Annotated in this window: 18 protein-coding genes; 13 read left to right on the top strand and 5 right to left on the bottom strand. The window is 64.9% G+C overall.

The features are described from left to right. Positions 1–3: 3 nt before the first annotated feature. The 8 genes from AC0CMF_RS13860 (at position 4) to AC0CMF_RS13825 (ending at position 8,108) form a co-directional block, all read left to right on the top strand. Complete coding sequence (locus AC0CMF_RS13860) at positions 4–1,284, top strand: glutamate-5-semialdehyde dehydrogenase (RefSeq protein WP_374629234.1); 1,281 nt, start codon at positions 4–6, stop codon at positions 1,282–1,284. Positions 1,285–1,296: 12 nt separating this feature from the next. Then, positions 1,297–1,941 carry a nicotinate-nucleotide adenylyltransferase gene (locus AC0CMF_RS13855; protein ID WP_374629235.1) on the top strand — a complete coding sequence of 215 codons (645 nt, stop codon included), beginning with the start codon at positions 1,297–1,299 and terminating at the stop codon, positions 1,939–1,941. A 243-nt stretch (positions 1,942–2,184) separates the two neighbouring features. Beyond that, complete coding sequence (gene rsfS, locus AC0CMF_RS13850) at positions 2,185–2,583, top strand: ribosome silencing factor (RefSeq protein ID WP_081625965.1); 399 nt, start codon at positions 2,185–2,187, stop codon at positions 2,581–2,583. A 91-nt stretch (positions 2,584–2,674) separates the two neighbouring features. Further along, complete coding sequence (rlmH, locus tag AC0CMF_RS13845) at positions 2,675–3,157, top strand: 23S rRNA (pseudouridine(1915)-N(3))-methyltransferase RlmH (protein ID WP_019963653.1); 483 nt, start codon at positions 2,675–2,677, stop codon at positions 3,155–3,157. Between the two features lie 382 nt (positions 3,158–3,539). Beyond that, complete coding sequence (locus AC0CMF_RS13840) at positions 3,540–4,844, top strand: murein hydrolase activator EnvC family protein (protein WP_082676130.1); 1,305 nt, start codon at positions 3,540–3,542, stop codon at positions 4,842–4,844. Further along, positions 4,841–6,193 (top strand): S41 family peptidase, encoded by a 1,353-nt coding sequence (locus AC0CMF_RS13835; protein ID WP_050473337.1) that lies wholly within the window; start codon positions 4,841–4,843, stop codon positions 6,191–6,193. The genes AC0CMF_RS13840 and AC0CMF_RS13835 overlap by 4 nt, the downstream gene beginning before the upstream one ends. Before the next feature lie 137 nt (positions 6,194–6,330). Further along, positions 6,331–7,470: a divergent polysaccharide deacetylase family protein gene (locus AC0CMF_RS13830; protein ID WP_082205973.1), complete on the top strand. Its 1,140-nt coding sequence runs from the start codon at positions 6,331–6,333 to the stop codon at positions 7,468–7,470. Positions 7,471–7,556: 86 nt separating this feature from the next. Next, a complete protein-coding gene (locus AC0CMF_RS13825; protein ID WP_374629236.1) occupies positions 7,557–8,108 on the top strand; it encodes an RNA pyrophosphohydrolase in 552 nt (183 codons plus the stop codon). A gap of 328 nt (positions 8,109–8,436) precedes the next feature. Here AC0CMF_RS13825 and queG read toward each other — a convergent pair whose 3' ends face one another. Next, entirely contained in the window at positions 8,437–9,612 is a 1,176-nt protein-coding gene (gene queG, locus AC0CMF_RS13820) for a tRNA epoxyqueuosine(34) reductase QueG (protein WP_374629237.1), read from the bottom strand. A gap of 23 nt (positions 9,613–9,635) precedes the next feature. After that, entirely contained in the window at positions 9,636–10,328 is a 693-nt protein-coding gene (locus tag AC0CMF_RS13815) for a glutathione S-transferase family protein (protein ID WP_019963659.1), read from the bottom strand. A 181-nt stretch (positions 10,329–10,509) separates the two neighbouring features. Here AC0CMF_RS13815 and AC0CMF_RS13810 point away from each other — a divergent pair, with 181 nt between their 5' ends. Further along, complete coding sequence (locus tag AC0CMF_RS13810) at positions 10,510–11,316, top strand: undecaprenyl-diphosphate phosphatase (protein ID WP_374629239.1); 807 nt, start codon at positions 10,510–10,512, stop codon at positions 11,314–11,316. A gap of 115 nt (positions 11,317–11,431) precedes the next feature. On the opposite strand, the gene AC0CMF_RS13805 is transcribed toward AC0CMF_RS13810, so the two are convergent. Continuing rightward, positions 11,432–11,755, bottom strand: a complete 324-nt coding sequence (locus AC0CMF_RS13805) for an AzlD domain-containing protein (protein WP_374629241.1) — start codon at positions 11,753–11,755, stop codon at positions 11,432–11,434. Continuing rightward, a complete protein-coding gene (locus AC0CMF_RS13800; protein WP_472481972.1) occupies positions 11,748–12,494 on the bottom strand; it encodes an AzlC family ABC transporter permease in 747 nt (248 codons plus the stop codon). Before AC0CMF_RS13800 ends, AC0CMF_RS13805 begins: the two co-directional genes overlap by 8 nt. Positions 12,495–12,582: 88 nt before the next feature. Here AC0CMF_RS13800 and AC0CMF_RS13795 point away from each other — a divergent pair, with 88 nt between their 5' ends. From AC0CMF_RS13795 to maiA, 3 genes are all read left to right on the top strand, one after another. Continuing rightward, the gene (locus AC0CMF_RS13795) at positions 12,583–13,143 is read left to right on the top strand and encodes a helix-turn-helix domain-containing protein (protein WP_374629245.1); all 561 of its coding nucleotides are present in this window, start codon (positions 12,583–12,585) and stop codon (positions 13,141–13,143) included. 99 nt (positions 13,144–13,242) lie between these two features. Beyond that, positions 13,243–14,472, top strand: coding sequence for an alpha/beta hydrolase family protein (locus AC0CMF_RS13790; protein WP_374629246.1), 1,230 nt, complete (start codon positions 13,243–13,245; stop codon positions 14,470–14,472). 524 nt (positions 14,473–14,996) lie between these two features. After that, the gene (gene maiA / locus AC0CMF_RS13785; RefSeq protein ID WP_374629247.1) at positions 14,997–15,647 is read left to right on the top strand and encodes a maleylacetoacetate isomerase; all 651 of its coding nucleotides are present in this window, start codon (positions 14,997–14,999) and stop codon (positions 15,645–15,647) included. A 66-nt stretch (positions 15,648–15,713) separates the two neighbouring features. Here maiA and fsa read toward each other — a convergent pair whose 3' ends face one another. After that, positions 15,714–16,367, bottom strand: coding sequence for a fructose-6-phosphate aldolase (fsa, locus tag AC0CMF_RS13780; RefSeq protein WP_374629248.1), 654 nt, complete (start codon positions 16,365–16,367; stop codon positions 15,714–15,716). Between the two features lie 230 nt (positions 16,368–16,597). Between fsa and AC0CMF_RS13775 the strand changes: the two genes are divergently transcribed. Next, positions 16,598–18,793, top strand: coding sequence for a primosomal protein N' (locus AC0CMF_RS13775; RefSeq protein WP_374629249.1), 2,196 nt, complete (start codon positions 16,598–16,600; stop codon positions 18,791–18,793). Positions 18,794–19,010 lie beyond the last annotated feature (217 nt).

Raw genomic sequence — 19,010 nt, 5'->3', positions numbered from 1 at the left:
CCGATGCAGGACAAGGTTGAAGCAAGCAGCATCACGGCACTGATGGCGGATCTGGGCAAGCGTGCCCGCGCCGCAGCCCGCAAGCTCAGCCTTGCCCCAGAGGAACAGAAGAACCGCGCCCTGCGCGCCATGGCCTCTGCCGTGCGCGAGGCAACGCCTGCGATCCTTGCCGCCAATGCGCAGGACGTGGAAACCATGACGGCCAACGGCCAGATTGCCTCATTCCTCGACCGCGGCACCCTGACGGCGGAGCGGATCGAGGATATCGCCCAGGCGCTCGAGGCCATTGGCGCCCTGCCCGATCCGGTCGGCAGTGTCATGTCCGAATGGGAGAGGCCCAACGGGCTGAAGATCGAGCGTGTGCGGACGCCGCTCGGCGTCATCGGCGTCATCTACGAAAGCCGCCCCAACGTGACGGCCGATGCCGGCGCGCTGTGCCTGAAGGCGGGCAATGCGGTGATCCTGCGCGGCGGGTCCGACACGCTGCAATCAAACCTTGCCATTCACGCTGCCCTGCAAAAGGGGCTGGAGGCTGCCGGCCTGCCGGGCGATGCCATCCAGCTGGTGCCGGTGGCAGACCGCGATGCCGTCGGCGAAATGCTGAAGGGCCTTAGCGGCAACCTGGACGTGATCGTGCCGCGCGGCGGCAAGAGCCTTGTCGCACGGGTGCAGAACGACGCGCGCGTGCCCGTCTTCGCGCATCTGGAAGGCATCGTGCACATCTTCCTCGACAAGGCGACCGATCCGGCCAAGGCAACGGATGTGATCGTCAATTCCAAGCTGCGCCGCACCGGCATCTGCGGCGCGCTGGAAACGCTGCTGGTGGACCGCGCCGTTGCCCGGGACCTACTGCCCGGCATCATCAAAGCGCTGCAGGACAAGGGCTGCGAGGTGCGCGGCGACGCCGAGGTGCAGCACCTGTGCCCCGGCACGCTTGCCGCAACGAATGAGGACTGGACGACCGAGTATCTCGACAAGATCCTCTCCGTGCGCATCGTCGGCGGGCTGAATGAAGCGATCGAGCATATCGAGACCTACGGCTCGCATCACACCGACTGCATCCTGACCGAGGACGAAGAGGCGGCGCGCCGTTTCTTTGCCGAGGTGGATTCGGCCATCGTGCTGCACAATGCCTCCACCCAGTTTGCCGATGGCGGCGAATTCGGCATGGGCGCGGAAATCGGCATTGCCACGGGCCGCATGCATGCGCGCGGGCCTGTGGGGGTCGAGCAGCTGACCTCCTTCAAGTACCGCGTGCACGGCAACGGCCAGCTTCGCCCGTAACGGACCCATGACGTGACATCATCCGCCACCGGCCGGTTCGAGGCCGATCCCCGCTGGACCAGACTGCCGCATGCGGAGCCGGGCAACCGGATCGGCCTCTTCGGCGGCTCGTTCAATCCGGCCCATTCGGGGCACCGCCTCGTGGCGGAAACGGCGCTGAACCGGCTGAAGCTGGATCAGGTGTGGTGGCTGGTGACGCCCGGAAACCCGCTGAAGGACCACGGCGATCTGGCGCCGCTGAACCAGCGGCTGGAACAGGCCGCCGCCCTTGCGCGCCATCCGCGCATGAAGGTGACGGCCATTGAAGCGCGGCTGCGCACGGCCTATACGGCTGAGACGCTGGCACGGCTGAAGGGCCTGCGGCCGGATCTTGCCTTCGCCTGGATCATGGGGGCGGACAATCTCGCCAGCTTCCACCGCTGGCAGGACTGGCGGGGAATTCTCAATCAGGTCACCGTCGCCGTGGTCAACCGGCCCGGCGCGTCCCTGTCACCTCTCTTTGCTCCCGCAGCAAGAGCCTTTGCCCGCTACCGGCTGGCTGAAGTGGATGCGCCGCTGGCGCTGTCCATGAAGCCGCCGCACTGGGTTTTCCTGCATGCGCCGCTGGACCCGGTCTCTTCGACAGTCCTGCGCGCCAGACAGAAGGAAGGGCTCTGAATACAGGTACTTGCGGCAACCGGACACGAGCGGGGCCTGATGCCTCTGCGTCCGGCAGCCCAAGCCTGAGACGGCAAAGAATTAACACTGACACGGCTTGTGTCTTGAAAATGACAGATATGAAGCACTATTCTTGGGGCAGATGGCAGATCCAGGGTCTGAAACTCTGCCGTCCTTGTGGTGCGAAACGGGGATGCCCGGGCATCCCTATCCAACCTGTGGCGAAAGGCGAAACACCTGAGCATGACCTTGCACTCCGGAGAGGCACACGTGTCCTCTCCCACTCAGCCGTCTTTGGACGTAGCTCCCAAAGGCAATCTGATCGACGCGATCCTCTCCAGTCTCGACGCTTCGAAAGCGGAAGAGATCGTCTCCCTCGACATCGCGGGCAAAAGCTCGCTGGCCGATTTCATGGTGATCGCCTCCGGGCGTTCGCACCGGCATGTGGGCGCCATCGCCGACCACCTGCTGCGCGACATCAAGGAATTGGGCTTCGGCAATGCCCGTATCGAAGGCCAGACCCATTGTGACTGGGTGCTGATCGACGCCGGTGACGTGATTGTCCACGTCTTCCGTCCGGAAGTCCGCGGCTTCTACAATCTTGAGAAGATGTGGTCCGCCGACGCGAACGACGTGCAGTAAGGCCAAAGCTGGCCCGGCCAGATGCGCAAAAGGCATCTGGCCTGACGGCCCTTGGAGCTCCCGGCAGCAAACGCCGGGGGGAATGTAATTCATGCGCTATGTCATAGCGGCTGTCGGCCGCATGAAATCCGGTCCGGAGCGCGAGCTGCTGGACCGTTATCTCGACCGTGCCCGCAAGACCGGCCGGGCTCTTGGCGTGACTGCGGTCGATGTCACCGAGACGGTGGAAAGCCGTGCCCAGCGCTCCGAGGACCGCAAGGCGGAAGAGGCGCAGGTTCTGCTCTCGGGCCTGCATCCGCGCGCAAGGCTGATTGCCCTCGATGAAACCGGCAAGACCATGGCGAGCCCCGCCTTTGCAGAGGTTCTGCGCGGCTGGATGGACGAAGGCTGTCCGGAAATCGTGCTGGCCATCGGCGGCGCAGACGGGCACGGCCCCGATCTTCTGGCCCGTGCCGACCTGAAGCTTGCCTTCGGCGCCATGACCTGGCCGCATCAGATCGTGCGCATTCTGGTGGCAGAACAGGTCTACCGGGCGCTGACGATCCAGTCCGGCCACCCCTATCACAGGGTTTGATGGCAAGCCCGTGCGGTGTCTGAGCAAGGCCAAGGCGTGATGCGCTGGCATCCCAGCGCCCTGGCATGGGCAAGATCTGCGGTCAGCTTCACGCAAGATGACAAAATGATCATCTGCACCGGCTTTTCCGGCCCGGATCCCGCCGCATTTGCGCTCTAGTTTCTCTGCTGTGGAGCGAACGGGACGGTAAACGCTTCGTTAATGACAAGGCCGCATCCTCGCTTCACATATCTGGCTGTCCCGGTGGAATCACTCTCCGGGCGGAGGGTATGCCGAGACAGGTGCCTCCGGCACATCTGACAGGACGATCGTGGTGCAGCCCTTGCGAATGGCGGGAAGCAGCAGAGCTTTGCAGTCGCGGCGCCCTCTGGCGCTGGCGGGTCTGCTTGCGCTCATTTCGGCTCTTCCGCAGCCCGCCGCGGCTCAGGCCGTCCCGGCCGTGGAGGCTGGCGTGTCCGGCCATGCGGCAGAGGTGCTGAAGCGCAAGCTGGAGCGCGAAGCGGAACTGGCGGCCCTGTCGCGGGACATCGAGCTGTCCTCCGGGCGCCAGCAGGAAATCGAGCAGGAAATTGCCTCGCTCGACCGGGATAGCGAATCCCTGACCAATTCGATCCTGAGCACGGCCGGACGGATCAAGGGACTGGAAGGCAACATTGCCGATACCGAACGCCGGCTGGAGCGGCTGACGGCCAATGAAGATACCGTGCGCGCCTCCCTGTGGCAGCGCCGGGACACGCTGGCCGAAATCCTCGCTTCGCTGCAGCGGATCGGGCGGCGTCCGCCGCCTGCGCTGGTGGTGCAGCCGAGCGACGCCCTGTCAGCGGTGCGCAGCGCCATCCTGCTGAACGCGGTGATGCCGGGCCTGCGCATCGAGGCAGAAGCGCTTGCCTCCGATCTTGAGGAATTGAACCGCCTCAAGTCCGGCATTGTGGCCGAGAAGGACAAGCTGCGGGCCGATGCCACCCGGCTTGCAGAGGAAAAATCACGTCTGGAACTGCTGATGGCCGCCAAGCGGCAGGAGCGGGAAAGATCGGCCGGGGAACTGGCCGCAGAGCGGCAGAAGGCAGAGGACCTTGCAGCGCAGGCTGGATCTCTCAAGGAATTGATCGCCTCGCTGGAGACGGAAATCGAGAGCGCCCGCAAGGCTGCGGAGGCGGCAGCGGCTGCCACGGCCCTGCGCCAGAGCGGCCGCGCGCCCTCCCGCACGGCGCCCCCCGATCCGGGCCGGCTCAGCCCGGCGGTCGCCTTTGCAGAGACAAAAGGCCTGCTGGCACGGCCGGTTGCAGGCGGCATGCTGAAGGACTACGGCCAGAGCGACGACTATGGCGGGCAGACGGAAGGCCAGACCTTCTCCACCCGTCCGGGCGCGCAGGTGACCGCCCCCGGCGACGGCTGGGTGGTCTATTCCGGCCCCTTCCGGTCCTTCGGCCAACTCTTGATCCTGAACGCCGGCGACGGTTATCATGTGCTGCTTGCCGGAATGGACAGGATTGATGTCGAACTGGGGCAGTTTGTTCTTGCCGGAGAGCCCGTCGGTGTGATGGGCTCCACCCAATGGGCGAGTGCTTCGACCTATGGCTTGGGATCGACCAGCCCGGTCCTATATGTTGAATTCAGAAAAGATGGCAGTGCGATTGACCCCACCCCCTGGTGGGCCAGCACAGAGGAAGAAAAGGCTCGCGGATGATACGGAAAGCTTCTCTGCTGTTCACCGGCGCACTGATCGGCGCTGTGGCGGTCACAACCTTTTCAAACCTGCCCATTCGTCTGAGCGGCGCAGCCAACGCAGCAGCTTCGGATACCTACCGCCAGCTGAACCTGTTTGGTGACGTGTTCGAGCGTGTCCGCTCGGACTATGTCGAGGTGCCGGACGACGCTGAGCTGATCGAATCTGCCATCAACGGCATGCTGACCTCGCTGGACCCGCATTCCAGCTACATGCCGCCGAAGGCTTTCCGCGACATGCAGGTGCAGACCCGCGGCGAGTTCGGCGGCCTCGGCATCGAGGTGACGATGGAAGACGGCCTCGTCAAGGTCGTCTCGCCGATCGATGACACCCCGGCCGCCAAGGCGGGCCTCATGGCCGGCGATTTCATCGTGCAGATTGATGGCGAGCAGGTGCAGGGCCTGACCCTGAACCAGGCGGTCGAGAAGATGCGCGGCCCGGTCAAGACCCAGATCAAGGTCACCATCCGCCGGGACGGCCGTGCCGAACCCTTTGACGTGACCCTGACCCGCGACACCATCCGCATCCGCTCCGTCCGCTGGCGTGAAGAAGGCGACGTCGGCTATATCCGCGTCACCCAGTTCAACGAGCAGACCTATGACGGGCTGCAGAAGGCCATCGACGAAATCTCCACCAAGATCGGTGGCGACAAGCTGAAGGGCTATGTGCTTGACCTGCGCAACAACCCGGGCGGGCTTCTGGATCAGGCCATTGCCGTCTCCGACGCCTTCCTTGACCGGGGCGAGATCGTCTCGACGCGCGGCCGCAACGCCGAGGAGACCCAGCGCTACAACGCCCGCGCCGGTGATCTGACCCGCGGCAAGCCGGTCATCGTGCTGGTGAATGGCGGTTCGGCCTCGGCTTCGGAAATCGTGGCTGGCGCCCTGCAGGACCACCGCCGCGCAACCGTTCTGGGCAGCCGGTCCTTCGGCAAGGGCTCCGTGCAGACCATCATTCCTCTGGGCGCCAATGGGGCGATCCGGCTGACCACGGCACGCTACTACACCCCGTCGGGCACCTCGATCCAGGCCAAGGGTATCCAGCCGGATATCATTGCCCTGCAGGACCTGCCGGAAGACATGCAGGGCCGCGCTGAAACCACCGGCGAGGCAGGCCTGCGCGGGCATCTTTCGGCCGGCAATCAGGAAGACGCCGAGCAGAAGGAAGAGTCCGGCAGCCAGGCTTATGTGCCGGCCGACCCGAAGGACGACAAGCAGCTGAACCTTGCACTGGATCTTCTGCGCGGCGTACAGGCCAACAGCGCCTTCCCGCCGTCGGCTGACCAGCAGAAGGCGGCTGTTCCGAACTGACCGGAGACGTCCGCAAAATCACTCTCCGGCAGGCCCTTCGTCGCTTGTAGGCCTGCCGGAGTTGAGCAGCATCTGAACCAGCAGGCAGGCGCCGCGTTCCGTCACCCGGAAGGCGGCGCAAGGATATTTGGAGCGTCATGGCGGCGAAGGACCTCACAGCGCCTTTGGGCATGGGCAAGCGGAAACTGATCCGTTTGCCGTTCGGCCTGATCGGTATGGGACTGATGACGGTGGTCATCACCACCGGCCTGCTGTGGATGGGCGTCGTCGATGATCCGCTCGGCGGTGAGCCCACCGCCGTGGTGCCGCTGGAACGCACGGTCGAGGGCCTGGCCGCCCGTGACATCGCAGCCTTGAGCGTGCAGCAGGATCTCAGTTCCGACGAAGATGGCCGGGCAGGCAAGCAGCACGCCACCCTGGGGCCCCGCTTTGACGATGAGGCCAACCAGCCGAGCCGCATCGGCGAAGGCCTGTCGGTGACGCCCGATCAGCGGGTCACAGAGCGTGTCGAATATGGCTATTTGCCCAAGGTTGGCGGTGATGGCATCCGGCCGCTGGATCTTTATGCAAGGCCGCTGTCAGGTGATCTTCTGTCCGCACCACGCATTGCCGTTGTCATCGGCGGGATCGGCCTGTCGGAAGCGGGCAGCCAGAATGCGCTGAAGAGCCTGCCGCCGGAAGTCACGCTGGCCATCGCGCCCTATGCCGCCACACCCGACCGCTGGATGAAACAGGCGCGGGCGGCAGGCCATGAGCTTTTGATGCAGCTGCCGCTGGAGCCGTTCGATTATCCGGACAATGATCCCGGCCCGCATACGCTGCTGGTGAGCCTGCGCAGCCCCGAGTTTTTGGACCGGCTGAGCTGGCTTCTGTCGCGGACCACCAACTATGCCGGCGTGATCAACACGCAAGGCGGCCGTTTCACCGCAGCCGAGCCTTCCATGCAGCTGCTGCTGGAACAGGTCACCCAGCGGGGCCTGATGTATGTGGATGACGGATCCTCCTCCCGCACGGTCGCACCGGCGGCCGCCTCTGCGGCCCGCACACCCTTCAGCCGGGTCGATGTGGTGCTGGATGCCGTCCCGCGGGCAGAAGATATCAACGGCCAGCTTCTGCAGCTGGAGGCTCTGGCGCGGGCCCGCGGCGTTGCCGTTGCATCGGGCACGGCCCTGCCCGTTACCATCAAGACGCTGCAGGAATGGGCCGCGGATCTGGAACGGCGCGGCCTGCAGCTGGTTCCCGTCAGCGCCACCATCGACAGAGCACCGCAAGGCTGATACCGGAGAGGCCGCCCGTGTTTCAGCGGATGGCAGCCTGCGGTTTTGTGATAGTCTGACCGGGCTGACGGGATGTGGAGTAAGACGTGAGCAAGGCCTTGCATGATTTTCCGGGTGCGGGTGCACCCGGCCAGCTGCCCTACCGCCCCTGTGTGGGCATCATGCTCGTCAACCGGGAAGGCCGTGTCTGGGCCGGTCACCGGTTCGATCCCAAGGCTGCCCACAAGGGGCGCAAGATCGAGGAAGAATACGCCTGGCAGATGCCGCAGGGCGGCATCGATGCGGGTGAAGATCCGCTGACCGCAGCCTTCCGCGAACTCTATGAGGAAACCTCCGTCCGCTCCGCATCGCTGATTGCCGAAGCCCCCGGCTGGTTCACCTACGACTATCCGCCCGAAATGCTCGCCAGCACCCGGCATGGCAGATACCGGGGACAGGCGCAGAAATGGTATGCCCTGCGCTTTGAAGGCGAGGACAGCGAGATCGACATCCTCACTCCGCCCAAAGGCCATTCGCAGGAGTTCGACGGCTGGCGCTGGGAGGAGGCAGCAAGGCTTCCGGAGTTGATCGTCCCCTTCAAGCGGCATGTCTATCAGCAGGTGGTCGAGGCCTTCGCAAGGCTGGTGCCGGGGCTTTGATCCTGCTCCAGGGCGCATTCATGATGTCCGGGCCTGCGGCACCGCTCCGGCTTTACCTCGTCTCTGATGCCGCCTTGGCCTTTGCGGATAGCCCCACCACGAGGCACTGCGCCTTGTAACAGGCACTGAGTCACCCCGACCAAGCGCAGCGCGAGCCGGGGCCTACTCGTTCGCAGAGAGATGCTTGTTTCCACAGTCTTGCGGCAGGCACCCGCCCGGAGCAAGCCTCTGCGCCGCGCTTCAACCTCACCGCTCTGCAAGCGAGTGGGTCCCGGATCTCCGCTCCGCTGCGTCCGGGACGACGCCCGGTGTGCGGCAGGCTCCGGCTTTACCTTGTCTCTGATGCCGCCCTGGCTTTTGCCGCCAGCCATTCACGGCGTACATCTGCGTCTGCTTCCGGGGTGAGCCGGCCTTCTGCCAATGCTGCAAAAGCCTCCGGCGCAAGCAGGCGGGACAGGGCCCAGACGGCGGCACCGCGCACGACAGCCGCATCATCGTCCAGCAGCGCCACGGCCTGTGGCACATGACCGGCATCGGCACTGTTTCCTGCCGCGATCAGGCAGTTGCGGATGAAGCGGTCCCGGCCGATGCGCTTCACCGGCGAACCGGAAAAGAGCTGGCGGAAGGCCGGATCATCCAGCCTCAAGAGCGTGGCCAGCGGCGGCGCCTCCAGATCTTCCCGCGCCTGCAGCTTGGCTTCGCGGGCCTCCACGGCGAACTTGTTCCAGGGGCAGGCGGCAAGGCAGTCATCGCAGCCATAGATGCGGTTGCCCAGGGCCACGCGGAACTCGTCCGGAATCGGTCCGGCGTGCTCGATGGTCAGGTAGGAAATGCAACGGCGGGCATCGAGCCGGTAGGGCTGCGGGAAGGCGTCTGTCGGACAGGCGGACAGGCAGGCCCGGCAGGAGCCGCAATGGTCGCGCTCCGCCTCTGCGGCAGCAAGATCCAGCGTGGTGAAGATGCTGGCGAGAAAGAACCAGGAGCCGAGCCGCCGTGACACCAGATTGGTGTGCTTGCCCTGCCAGCCAAGGCCTGCAGCCTGTGCCAGCGGCTTTTCCATCACCGGCGCCGTATCGACGAAGACCTTCACATCACCGCCGCCCGCACGCGAGACGAGAAAACTCGCCAGCTCCTTCAGCTTGCCCTTGATGACATCGTGATAATCCCGGTGGCGGGCGTAGACGGAAATGTTGCCCCGGTCCGGATGGGCAAGGTTCTCCAGCGCATCCCCGGCAGGGCCATAATTCATGGCCAGCATGATGACCGAGCGCACGTCCGGCCACAGCACGCCGGGGCTGGCGCGCCGGTCCGCCGTTTCCTCCATCCAGCCCATGGAACCGTGATGGCCATCGGCGAGAAACTGCGCCAGCCGCTGCGGCGCTAGCGGAATGGCATCGGGCCGGGTGATGGCGAGATCATCAAAGCCCAGCTGGGCGGCCTTGTCCCTGAGCTGGCGGCAAAGGCGGTCCAGAGCCTTTGCCGAAAGCACCGGGTTTGAGGGCACGGCAGGGCTGTTGCGGCTCTGCGTCAGAAGTCCAGATCCGCGTAGGTCATCGACGGCGGCATGCCGAGCATCTTTTCGCTCAGGAGCGGACGGAAGCTCGGGCGCGATTTCACCCGCGCATACCAGGCCTTGACGTTCTCCTCGGTGTCCCATGGCACTTCGCCCAGATAATCGGCGCAGGACAGTTCGGCGGCGAGCGCGAAATCCGCAAAGCTCAGCCGGTCGCCGCCCAGCCATTTGCGCGAGGCCGCAAGATAGCCGAAATAGCGCATGTGATGGTGAATATTGGCACGCGCCACGCGCAGAATGGCCGAATCAGGCTCGCCGCCGCCGACAGAGCGGGGCATGTCCTGCTTGTAGATGCGCTCGCGCACGAAATGGCCGGCGACCTCGTCATCGAACTTGCGCAGGCCCCATTCCACCAGACGGCGGGTCTCTGCCCGCAGTTCAGGATGGTCCGGCATCAGCCGCCGGTCGCCCATCGCATAGCCGCGCGTTTCATCGAGATATTCCATGATGGCATAGGGACCGCAGACCGGCGTGCCGCCGTTCTCGATCAGAACCGGCACGGTTCCGGCCGGATTGAGCATCAGGAATTCCCGGCGCCGTTCCCAGGGATTGATGGTGTGCATCTCGTAATTTGCGCCGTACTCCCCGAGGATGAGACGCACAAAACGGGAAGACGGCGAGAACGGATGATGATAAAGCGTGAGCATTCAGTGATTTGGACCTTCAGCGCCGGGTGCCCCCCAAGCGCCCGTCACAACCCTAATAGGATATGGTTAGCATCCTGTTGCTGCCGCCCTCTTTTCCCGCGAGCCAGCGCGCCCGCATAGATCATGCCCCGCAGCGGGATTCAATAGCCTCTCAACAGCTCTTTTCAGGAGTTCATTTCCGATGACAAGCGATACGATCATCAGCGCCTTCATTCTGGGCATTGTCGAGGGTCTGACCGAGTTCATTCCGGTCTCCTCCACCGGCCACATCCTGCTACTCGGCCATTTCCTCGGCTTCGAAAGCACGGGCAAGACCTTCGAGGTGCTGATCCAGCTGGGCGCGATCCTCGCCATCCTCAGCGTCTATTTCAGCCGGCTGTGGTCCATCGCCACTGCCCTGCCGCATGACCGGCGCGCCCAGCGCTTTGTCGCGGGCATCCTGCTTGCCTTCCTGCCGGCGGCCGTCATCGGCGTGCTGGCGCATGGCTTCATCAAGTCGGTGCTGTTTGAATCACCGGCCCTGATCTGCACCACCCTGCTGCTGGGCGGTGTTGCACTTCTGGTGATCGACCGGCTGCCGCTGAAGCCGCGCTATCACAACGCCATGGATTTCCCCCTGCACCTGTGCCTTGCCATCGGCTTCGTCCAGTGCCTTGCCATGGTGCCGGGCGTGTCGCGCTCCGGCTCGACCATCGCCGGTTCGCTGCTGATGGGCACGGACAAGCGCTCTGCGGCGGAATTCTCGTTCTTCCTGGCCATGCCGACCATGGCAGGCGCCTTTGCCTATGACCTCTACAAGAACCGCGATGTTCTCTCCATGGACGACGCCACGATCATCGCCATCGGTTTTGTCACGTCCTTCGTGGCGGCCGTGTTCGTGGTGCGCAGGCTGCTGGACTTCGTTTCCCGCCACGGCTTCGCCCCCTTCGCCTGGTGGCGCATTGGCGTCGGCCTTGCCGGCTTTGCCGGTCTCTATTTCTTCGGATAAGCGGCTCATACCAACACTCGATGAGCTTGCCTCATTGAGTGTTGTTCAAGCCCGTGCGGCGCATGAGCAATTTCCAGGCGTGATGCGTCAGCACCGAAAACCTTGGTATCCAGCCTCAGGCGATGCCGGAGGCCCTGAGCGCCGCTGTCACGGCAGCCGCGCCAATGACGATGACCGGGAACGGCGCCCGCAGCAGATAAAGCCCGAGACCGGCGGCAACGCCTGCCGGTCTTGCCCAGCCCGCGAAGGCTGCGCCATCCAGTAGCGCGGAACTGGCCATCAGCGACACCAGCATCACGACAGCCGCAGCCTGAAACAGCTGCTGCATGCGGCCCGACAGCACCAGCCGCCCATGCAGCAAGGGGCCGGTGGCGCGGAAGGCGAAGGTGCCGGCCGCCAGCGCCAGAATGGCGGCAAGCGGCATCAGGTTCTCAGTCATTTGCGCAATCCCCTGCCAGTTCACGCCCTGACAGTTCTCGGGCTGACAGTTCACGGGCTGGTGCGGGCGTACGCGGCCAGACGATGAAAACCACCAGCCCGCTGAGTGCGGCCAGCACCGGGACACCTGCGGGCAGCACCGGTGTCAGCACGAAGGCGATGGCCGCCCCCAGACCCGCAGCAAGCCGCAGCCGGGCATCCTTCAGCGCCGGCAGAACCAGCGCCAGCAGCACAGCCGGGAAGGCCGCATCAAGGCCCAGCGCCGAGGCATCGCCCACCGCCTGACCGAGCAATGCCCCGGCGAATGTCCCCACGTTCCACAGCACATAGAGGCCGATGGCGCAGGCCCAGTAGAGCGCACGGGCGCGCTCCGGATTGTTGTCCTTCAGCGAAAAGGCCAGCGCCTCGTCGGTCAGAAGGTGCGATCCGAGCAGTTTCTGCAAGAGCCCGCCACGCAGCAGGCCTGCCACCGAAAAGCCGAAGGGCAGATGCCGGGCGTTGAGCACCAGCCCCGCCAGAACCGCAGCCACCGGCCCGCCGCCCGCCAGCACCACGCCAACGGCCGCAAATTGCGAGGCCCCGGCAAAGACGATGGTGGACATGGCCAGCGGCACCCAGAACGGCAGTCCGCCGCCCGTGGCTATGGCCCCGAAGGAGACACCGGCAATGGTGGTGGCGCCGCAGACCAGCAGCACGTCCATCCAGTCCCGGCGCGTGAGTGTTTGAAATATCGTCCGCATGTGCGATAAAATGGACAAAGCCATATCGTTCGTCAAGACGAACATTCGTTCGCCATTAAGAACGGACGACAAGACGCAAAGGCCCCGCATGTCAGACACCGCCGAAGCCCTCCGGCAATGGATTTCCATCGCACTCAAGACCGAGCGGGAAAAGGCGGGACTGAGTCTCAGCGAATTGGCGCGGCGGGCGGGCCTTTCCAAGTCCACCCTGTCCCAGTTGGAGGCGGGCAACGGCAATCCGGGCATCGAGACGCTGTGGATGCTGGCGGTCGCGCTCAACATCCCCTTCAGCCGCCTTGTCGACCGGCCGGAGCGCAGCACCCGCCTGGTGCGGGCGGGCGAAGGCCCTTACACCTTGTCCGAGGAGGCCGCCGTTCGCGCAACGCTTCTTTCCACCGGCAGCACCGGCGCGAGACGGGACATCTACCGCATGGATCTTGAGCCCGGACGCGCGCGGCGCTCTCCCGCCCATATTGCCGGTTCGACAGAACATGTGATTGTGGCAACCGGCCGCGCCCGGGTCGGCCCGGAGACGGAAACCGAAGACCTCTCACCCGGCGATTACTACACCTATCCCGGCGATACGGCCCATCTCTACGAAGCCCTTGAGCCCGGAACGGTGCTGCTGCTGGTGATGGAGCACGCCTGACATCAGGGGGTTTTCCGGTCCTAACGCTTTTTTCGCTTCCCTTGCGGTAAAACACGGCATCCGGCGCGGGGTGCGCCGCAGCCATGAAGGGGACCTTCCGTGCAAGGGCAGCTTTCGATTTTCCGTCATCTGCTGGCCGCCGCCAGCTTCTGCGCCGCCGTTCTCGTCGTGGCGCCCGCAGCTCACGCCGTAGATAACGGCCCTGTCTCCGTCGAACAGGGCGTGACCTACGAATATCTCGACCGCTGGGACGTGGACAAGCTGAACGAAATCCTGACCAAGGATACGCCTGCCTTTGCCGGGATCACCGAGACCTACACCCCGGCCCGCAATGCGGTGAAGCTCTACCGCGTCACCTATCCGTCCGTGATCCCGGAGCGCGGCAACAAGCCGACCGTTGCCACCGGCCTGCTCGCCGTTCCGGACGTTGAAGGCAGCAACTTCCCTCTCGTGTCCTATCAGCACGGCACGGTCTACCTGAAGCAGCAGGTGCCGTCCTATCCGGATCAGTCGCCGGAAACCCAGCTGATGATCGCCCAGTTCGCCGGGCAGGGCTATCTGCTCATCGGTGCGGACTATTTCGGCCTCGGCGATTCGCCGGAGACGGAAGGCTACATGGTCAAGGCCAGCCACCAGCAGGCCACCTATGACATGCTCACCGCCAGCCAGTCGGTCCTCAAGGCCATGAAGCTGGAGGACAGCAAGCTGTTCCTCGCCGGCTGGTCGCAGGGCGGCTATGTCACCATGGCCATGGTGCAGAAGCTGGAACAGGCCGGTGTGCCCGTCACGGCCGCCGCCACCGCCAGCGCGCCCATCGACATTTTTGCAGCCCTCAACGGCTTCCTGAATTTCCCGCGCAAGTTCGATGCGGATTGGGTCAACAGCCTGTTCATCCTGTCGTCCTTCTCCTACGAGCACTACTACGGCCTGCCCGGCCTTGCCCGCTCGATGATCGCGGAAGAGTATTATGACGTGGCGCAAAAGGCCTATCTGCGCGAGCCCATTGATCCGTCCACGATCCCGGGCGACCTGCACAAGCTGCTGAAGCCGGAGTATTTCGACACCCAGTTCTTCGCTGCCTCCGCCTTTGGCCGCCTTGCGGCGCAGAACGAGGTCTTCCGCTGGATCTACAAGACCCCGGTGCGCAACTATTACGGCGAAACGGACGAAGCCATCGCCGTGGGCATCGGCCGCATGGCCATGACCTATCAGCAGGCCATCGGCGCCGGAAACCCGGCTGTGGAAGCCGTCTCCACCGGCGGCACCACCCACCGCGGCACCTTCGCCCGCGCTACCCCGCAGTGGAAGGCCTGGTTCGACGGGCTGTGAGGGCAGATGGCACCCTCCTTGTGCCGCCCTCTCCTTCCTTGAGCTACGGCATGTACACATCCGTTGCGGACACCGGCCGCAGTGATGCATCTGATCTGTGGCGAGGACTCTCCGCTCCCCTCCCCCTCGTGGGGAGGGGTAAGGGGTGGGGGGATCTGAGCCCGCAACTATATGAAAGACAGATATTTTCCTGAAGAGGCATTACGAGGGGAATCTATCTGTAATCAATGGATACTCTACCAGCCGGAAAGGCCTTCCCCCCACCCCTTACCCCTCCCCACGAGGGGGAGGGGGGCTGAAACGCCGTGCCGGAATCACCAGACTGCGGGCTTTCCCCAAGCCGTCTCCGGCTTCAAGCACGATGTGTGAATCCGGTAGCCCTCGTGGAGAGGGGGCTGGTGGCACTTCTGAGGGGAGCTCGCGGCTGTCCGTTCGTGTCCCCCTTGAACTCCCCCTTCCCCGCTTGACGGCATATAGTTGCATTTGCAATCAATTGCATTTCCAGTCCGCCTTGGGAGGGGCTTATGGGCCGCGTTGTCCTTCACACCTATTTCCGCAGTTCCACGTCATACCGGGTGCGCATTGCGCTGGCGATGAAGGGCATTGCCTATGAGCCGGTGTTTCACCACCTGCGCCTCGGCAAGCACCGGGAGCCCGGATACCTGGCCGTCAACCCGCAAGGGCTGGTGCCCACGCTGGAGTGGAGCGACGGCACGGTGCTGAGCCAGTCGCTGGCCATCATCGAATTCCTGGACGAGATGGTGCCGGAGCCCCGGCTGCTGCCGGAGGATGCCAAGGGCCGGGCGCGGGTGCGGATGCTGTCGCAGATGATTGCCTGCGACATCCACCCGGTGAACAACCTGCGCATCCTCAACGCCCTGCGCAGCCGCTTCGGCGCCGATGACGCGGCCGTCGCGGACTGGTTCCGCACATGGGTGGCAGAGACCTTCAGCCCGCTGGAGGCGCTGCTGGCGCAGAGCCCGGAAACCGGCCGCTTCTGCCACGGCGACGCAGTGACCATGGCCGATCTCTGCCTTGTGGCACAAGTGGCCAACAATGGCCGCTTCGGCGTGGACATGATCCCCTATCCAGTGATTTCCCGCATCCACGCTGCCGCCATGGAGCTCCCCGCCTTCATCGCCGCCGCCCCGCAGAATCAGCCCGACGCGGAATAGCCCCCAAAAAGCAAACGGCGCCCACTGGGGGCGCCGTGCATCTTCGAAACCCGGTGAACCGGTCAATCAGGCGATCGACTGGCCGGTCTTGGCCCAGTCGGCCAGGAAGGTTTCGAGGCCCTTGTCGGTCAGCGGATGCTTGACCAGCGCCTTGAGCGTTGCCGGGGGAATGGTGGCAACGTCGGCACCGGCGATGGCGCAATCCTTGACGTGGTTGATGGTGCGGATCGACGCGGCCAGGATTTCGGTCTGGAAGCCGTAGTTGTCGTAGATCACCCGGATCTCGCGGATCAGCTCCATGCCGTCGATGTTGATATCGTCGAGACGGCCGATGAAGGGCGAGATGTAGGTGGCACCGGCCTTGGCAGCCAGCAGCGCCTGCGTGGCGGAGAAGCACAGGGTGACGTTGGTCTTGTGACCGGCAGAGGTCAGCGCCTTGCAGGCCTTGAGGCCGTCCATGGTCAGCGGCAGCTTGATGACGACATTGCCGGCAATGGCGGCCAGCACCTTGGCTTCGCGCATCATGCCTTCATAGCCGGTGGCGGCCACTTCGGCGGACACGGGGCCCTTGGTGATCTTGCAGATCTCGGCAATGACCTCCTTCATCGGGCGGCCGGCCTTCATCACGAGCGACGGATTGGTGGTGACGCCATCGAGCAGGCCGGTGGATTCCAGCTCGGCAATCTCGGCGGTGTCTGCGGTATCGACAAAGAATTTCATGCGAGTATCCACTCCCCTTGCGCCCGGCTTGCCCTCTGGGGCAATCAGGCATGAGTTGAGACGCGTGCGATGGAGGTGCCGCGCGTCTGTCCCGTCCCTGCCTCTTTAGCGTAGGATTGCGCCGAGCAACACCCCCGATTCGGAATGTGACAAGCGATTGCGGTACGCACCTCAGCATTTGACCCGGTTTTCTGGCGCAGGACGCATGAGCCTCCGCGAAGCGAGGACCCATGCTGTTTGACGATCTGCCCCGCAACCATGAAACCATCGTCAGCGTGCTGGTGCCGGTCGCCGTGCCTGCGCCCTATACCTACAAGGTGCCGGCGGAGATGAGCGTGCGGCCCGGTGCCATCGTGCGTGTGCCGCTGGGCCCGCGCGAGGTGGTGGGCGTCGTCTGGGACGTGGAGCCGGAGGCCGGCATCGATCCGCGCAAGCTCAAGTCCATCACCCATGTCTATGACGCCCCGCCGCTGGGCGATGAACTGCGCCGCTTCATCGACTGGGTCGCCAACTGGACGCTGGCCGCGCCGGGCATGGTGACCCGCATGGTGCTGCGTTCGGAAGATGCGCTGGAGCCGGAGGCGCCCGTTTCCGGCGTCATCCGCGTCGAGGGCGCGGCGCCGGACCGGGCAACGCCTGCCCGCGCCAAGGTTCTGGCGCTGATGGAAGACGGCATGGCCTGGACGAAGCCGGGCCTCGCCTCAACGGCGGGCGTCAGCGCCTCCGTCATCGACGGACTGTTGCAGCAGGGCGTGCTGGAAACCGTGGCGATGACCGCCAGCCCCCTGCCCCTGCCGCCGGATCCGGCCTTTGCCCCGCCGCAGCTGACACCGGCCCAGAGTGCCGTGTCATCCGCACTGGTGGAGAGCTTCGACAAGGGCGGCGTGGTGTCGCTGATTGATGGCGTCACCGGCTCGGGCAAGACGGAGGTCTATTTCGAGGCCGTGGCGGAGGCCATAAGGCGCGGACGGCAGGCGGTGATTCTGGTGCCGGAAATCGGCCTGACGGAACAGTTCCTGCGCCGCTTCGAGCAGCGCTTCGGCGTGCCGCCTGCCGAGTGGCATTCGGAAATCACCCCGAAGAAGCGCGCCCGCGTCTGGCGCGGGGTGGCGAAGGGGGAGATCCCCGTGGTGGTGGGTGCACGCTCAGCGCTGTTCCTGCCCTTTGCCAATCTGGGGCTCATTGTCGTCGACGAAGAACACGACACCGCCTTCAAGCAGGATGACCGGGTGTCCTACAACGCCCGCGACATGGCCGTGGTGCGCGGGCATCTGGCGCGCTTTCCCGTGGTGCTGGCGTCTGCAACGCCGTCGGTCGAGAGCCGGGTGAATGCGGATACGGGCCGTTACGTGCGCCATGTTCTGCCGGAGCGCGCCACGGGCGCCGCTCTGCCGGAACTGGGGCTCATCGACATGCGCACCGAGGGGCCGGAGCGCGGCCGCTGGCTGGCACCTGCCATGATCGAGGCCATCCGCCAGACCTTTGCCGAAAAGCACCAGTCGCTCCTGTTCCTCAACCGGCGCGGCTATGCGCCGCTGACGCTCTGCCGTTCCTGCGGCCACCGGTTCCAGTGCAGCCATTGCAGCGCCTGGCTGGTGGAGCACCGGATGAAGGGCAAGCTGGTGTGCCACCACTGCGGCCATCAGGAACCCGTGCCCCGCGCCTGCCCCGCCTGCGGCACGCAGGATGCCCTGGTCGCCTGCGGCCCCGGCGTGGAGAGAATCGCCGAAGAGGTGGAAGGGCTTTTTCCGCAGGCCCGCACCCTCATCCTTTCGTCGGATATCAGCGGCGGACCTGAACGGCTGCGGCGGGAGATGAAGATCGTCGAGGAGGGCGGCGCCGACATCATCATCGGCACGCAGCTCGTCGCCAAGGGCCACAACTTTCCGCTGATGCGGCTTGTCGGCGTGGTCGACGCGGATCTCGGCCTTGCCCATGGCGACCCGCGCGCGGCCGAGCGCACCTTCCAGCTTCTGGCGCAGGTGACGGGCCGGGCCGGGCGCATGACCGGCGGCGGGCGCGGGTTGCTGCAAAGCTATTCGCCCGATCACCCGGTGCTGAAAGCGCTGGTTTCCGCCGACCGAGAGGCCTTTTACCAGGCCGAGATCGAGACCCGCCGAGTGACCGGCCTGCCGCCGTTCGGGCGGCTGGCGGCGCTGATCATCTCAGGCCCCGAAAAGGCGCAGGCGGAAGGCTTTGCCCGCGCCGTGCTGCGCGCCGCCCCGCCGCATCAGGGCATCACCGTGCTGGGCCCGGCCGAGGCGGCGATGGCGCTGGTGCGCGGCCGGCACCGGTTCCGCCTGCTCGCCATGGCGCCGCGTCAGGTGGACCTTCAGAGCTATCTGCGGCACTGGATGAGCCTTGTTCCACCCGCCCGCGGCGGGTTGCGGCTGCAGATCGATATCGACCCGCAGCAGTTTTTGTGACCGCTGTTGCGCGTTGCGGCAAGATTCCGCCCAAAATGCAGCATTTCTGCCCACTGGCAAAGTTGCACACCTCGGTGGGCTGTGTTATTCGAGGCGCGGCTCCTGGGGGGTGCGGTTCTGCCGTCAAACCTTATGACCCTGAAAAACCAATAATTTTCAAGGCATTGACTCGGGGTTTCCCCTTGCCGGTGCCAAGAAATGTGTCAGAGAGCTCGGA

Source organism: Pannonibacter sp. CBAS1226 (genome assembly GCF_055685825.1).
The sequence above is the reverse complement of the archived record's forward strand: the minus strand, read 5'-3'. Positions and strand labels throughout refer to the sequence as shown.

What these genes read in the sequence shown, in the direction of transcription:
- AC0CMF_RS13860 (WP_374629234.1), top strand. Translation starts at nt 4, where the DNA reads ATGCAGGACAAGGTTGAAGCAAGCAGCATCACGGCACTGATGGCGGAT.
- rsfS (WP_081625965.1), top strand. Translation starts at nt 2,185, where the DNA reads ATGACCTTGCACTCCGGAGAGGCACACGTGTCCTCTCCCACTCAGCCG.
- rlmH (WP_019963653.1), top strand. Translation starts at nt 2,675, where the DNA reads ATGCGCTATGTCATAGCGGCTGTCGGCCGCATGAAATCCGGTCCGGAG.
- AC0CMF_RS13835 (WP_050473337.1), top strand. Translation starts at nt 4,841, where the DNA reads ATGATACGGAAAGCTTCTCTGCTGTTCACCGGCGCACTGATCGGCGCT.
- AC0CMF_RS13830 (WP_082205973.1), top strand. Translation starts at nt 6,331, where the DNA reads ATGGCGGCGAAGGACCTCACAGCGCCTTTGGGCATGGGCAAGCGGAAA.
- AC0CMF_RS13815 (WP_019963659.1), bottom strand. Translation starts at nt 10,328, where the DNA reads ATGCTCACGCTTTATCATCATCCGTTCTCGCCGTCTTCCCGTTTTGTG.
- AC0CMF_RS13810 (WP_374629239.1), top strand. Translation starts at nt 10,510, where the DNA reads ATGACAAGCGATACGATCATCAGCGCCTTCATTCTGGGCATTGTCGAG.
- AC0CMF_RS13805 (WP_374629241.1), bottom strand. Translation starts at nt 11,755, where the DNA reads ATGACTGAGAACCTGATGCCGCTTGCCGCCATTCTGGCGCTGGCGGCC.
- AC0CMF_RS13800 (WP_472481972.1), bottom strand. Translation starts at nt 12,494, where the DNA reads ATGCGGACGATATTTCAAACACTCACGCGCCGGGACTGGATGGACGTG.
- AC0CMF_RS13795 (WP_374629245.1), top strand. Translation starts at nt 12,583, where the DNA reads ATGTCAGACACCGCCGAAGCCCTCCGGCAATGGATTTCCATCGCACTC.
- maiA (WP_374629247.1), top strand. Translation starts at nt 14,997, where the DNA reads ATGGGCCGCGTTGTCCTTCACACCTATTTCCGCAGTTCCACGTCATAC.
- fsa (WP_374629248.1), bottom strand. Translation starts at nt 16,367, where the DNA reads ATGAAATTCTTTGTCGATACCGCAGACACCGCCGAGATTGCCGAGCTG.
- AC0CMF_RS13775 (WP_374629249.1), top strand. Translation starts at nt 16,598, where the DNA reads ATGCTGTTTGACGATCTGCCCCGCAACCATGAAACCATCGTCAGCGTG.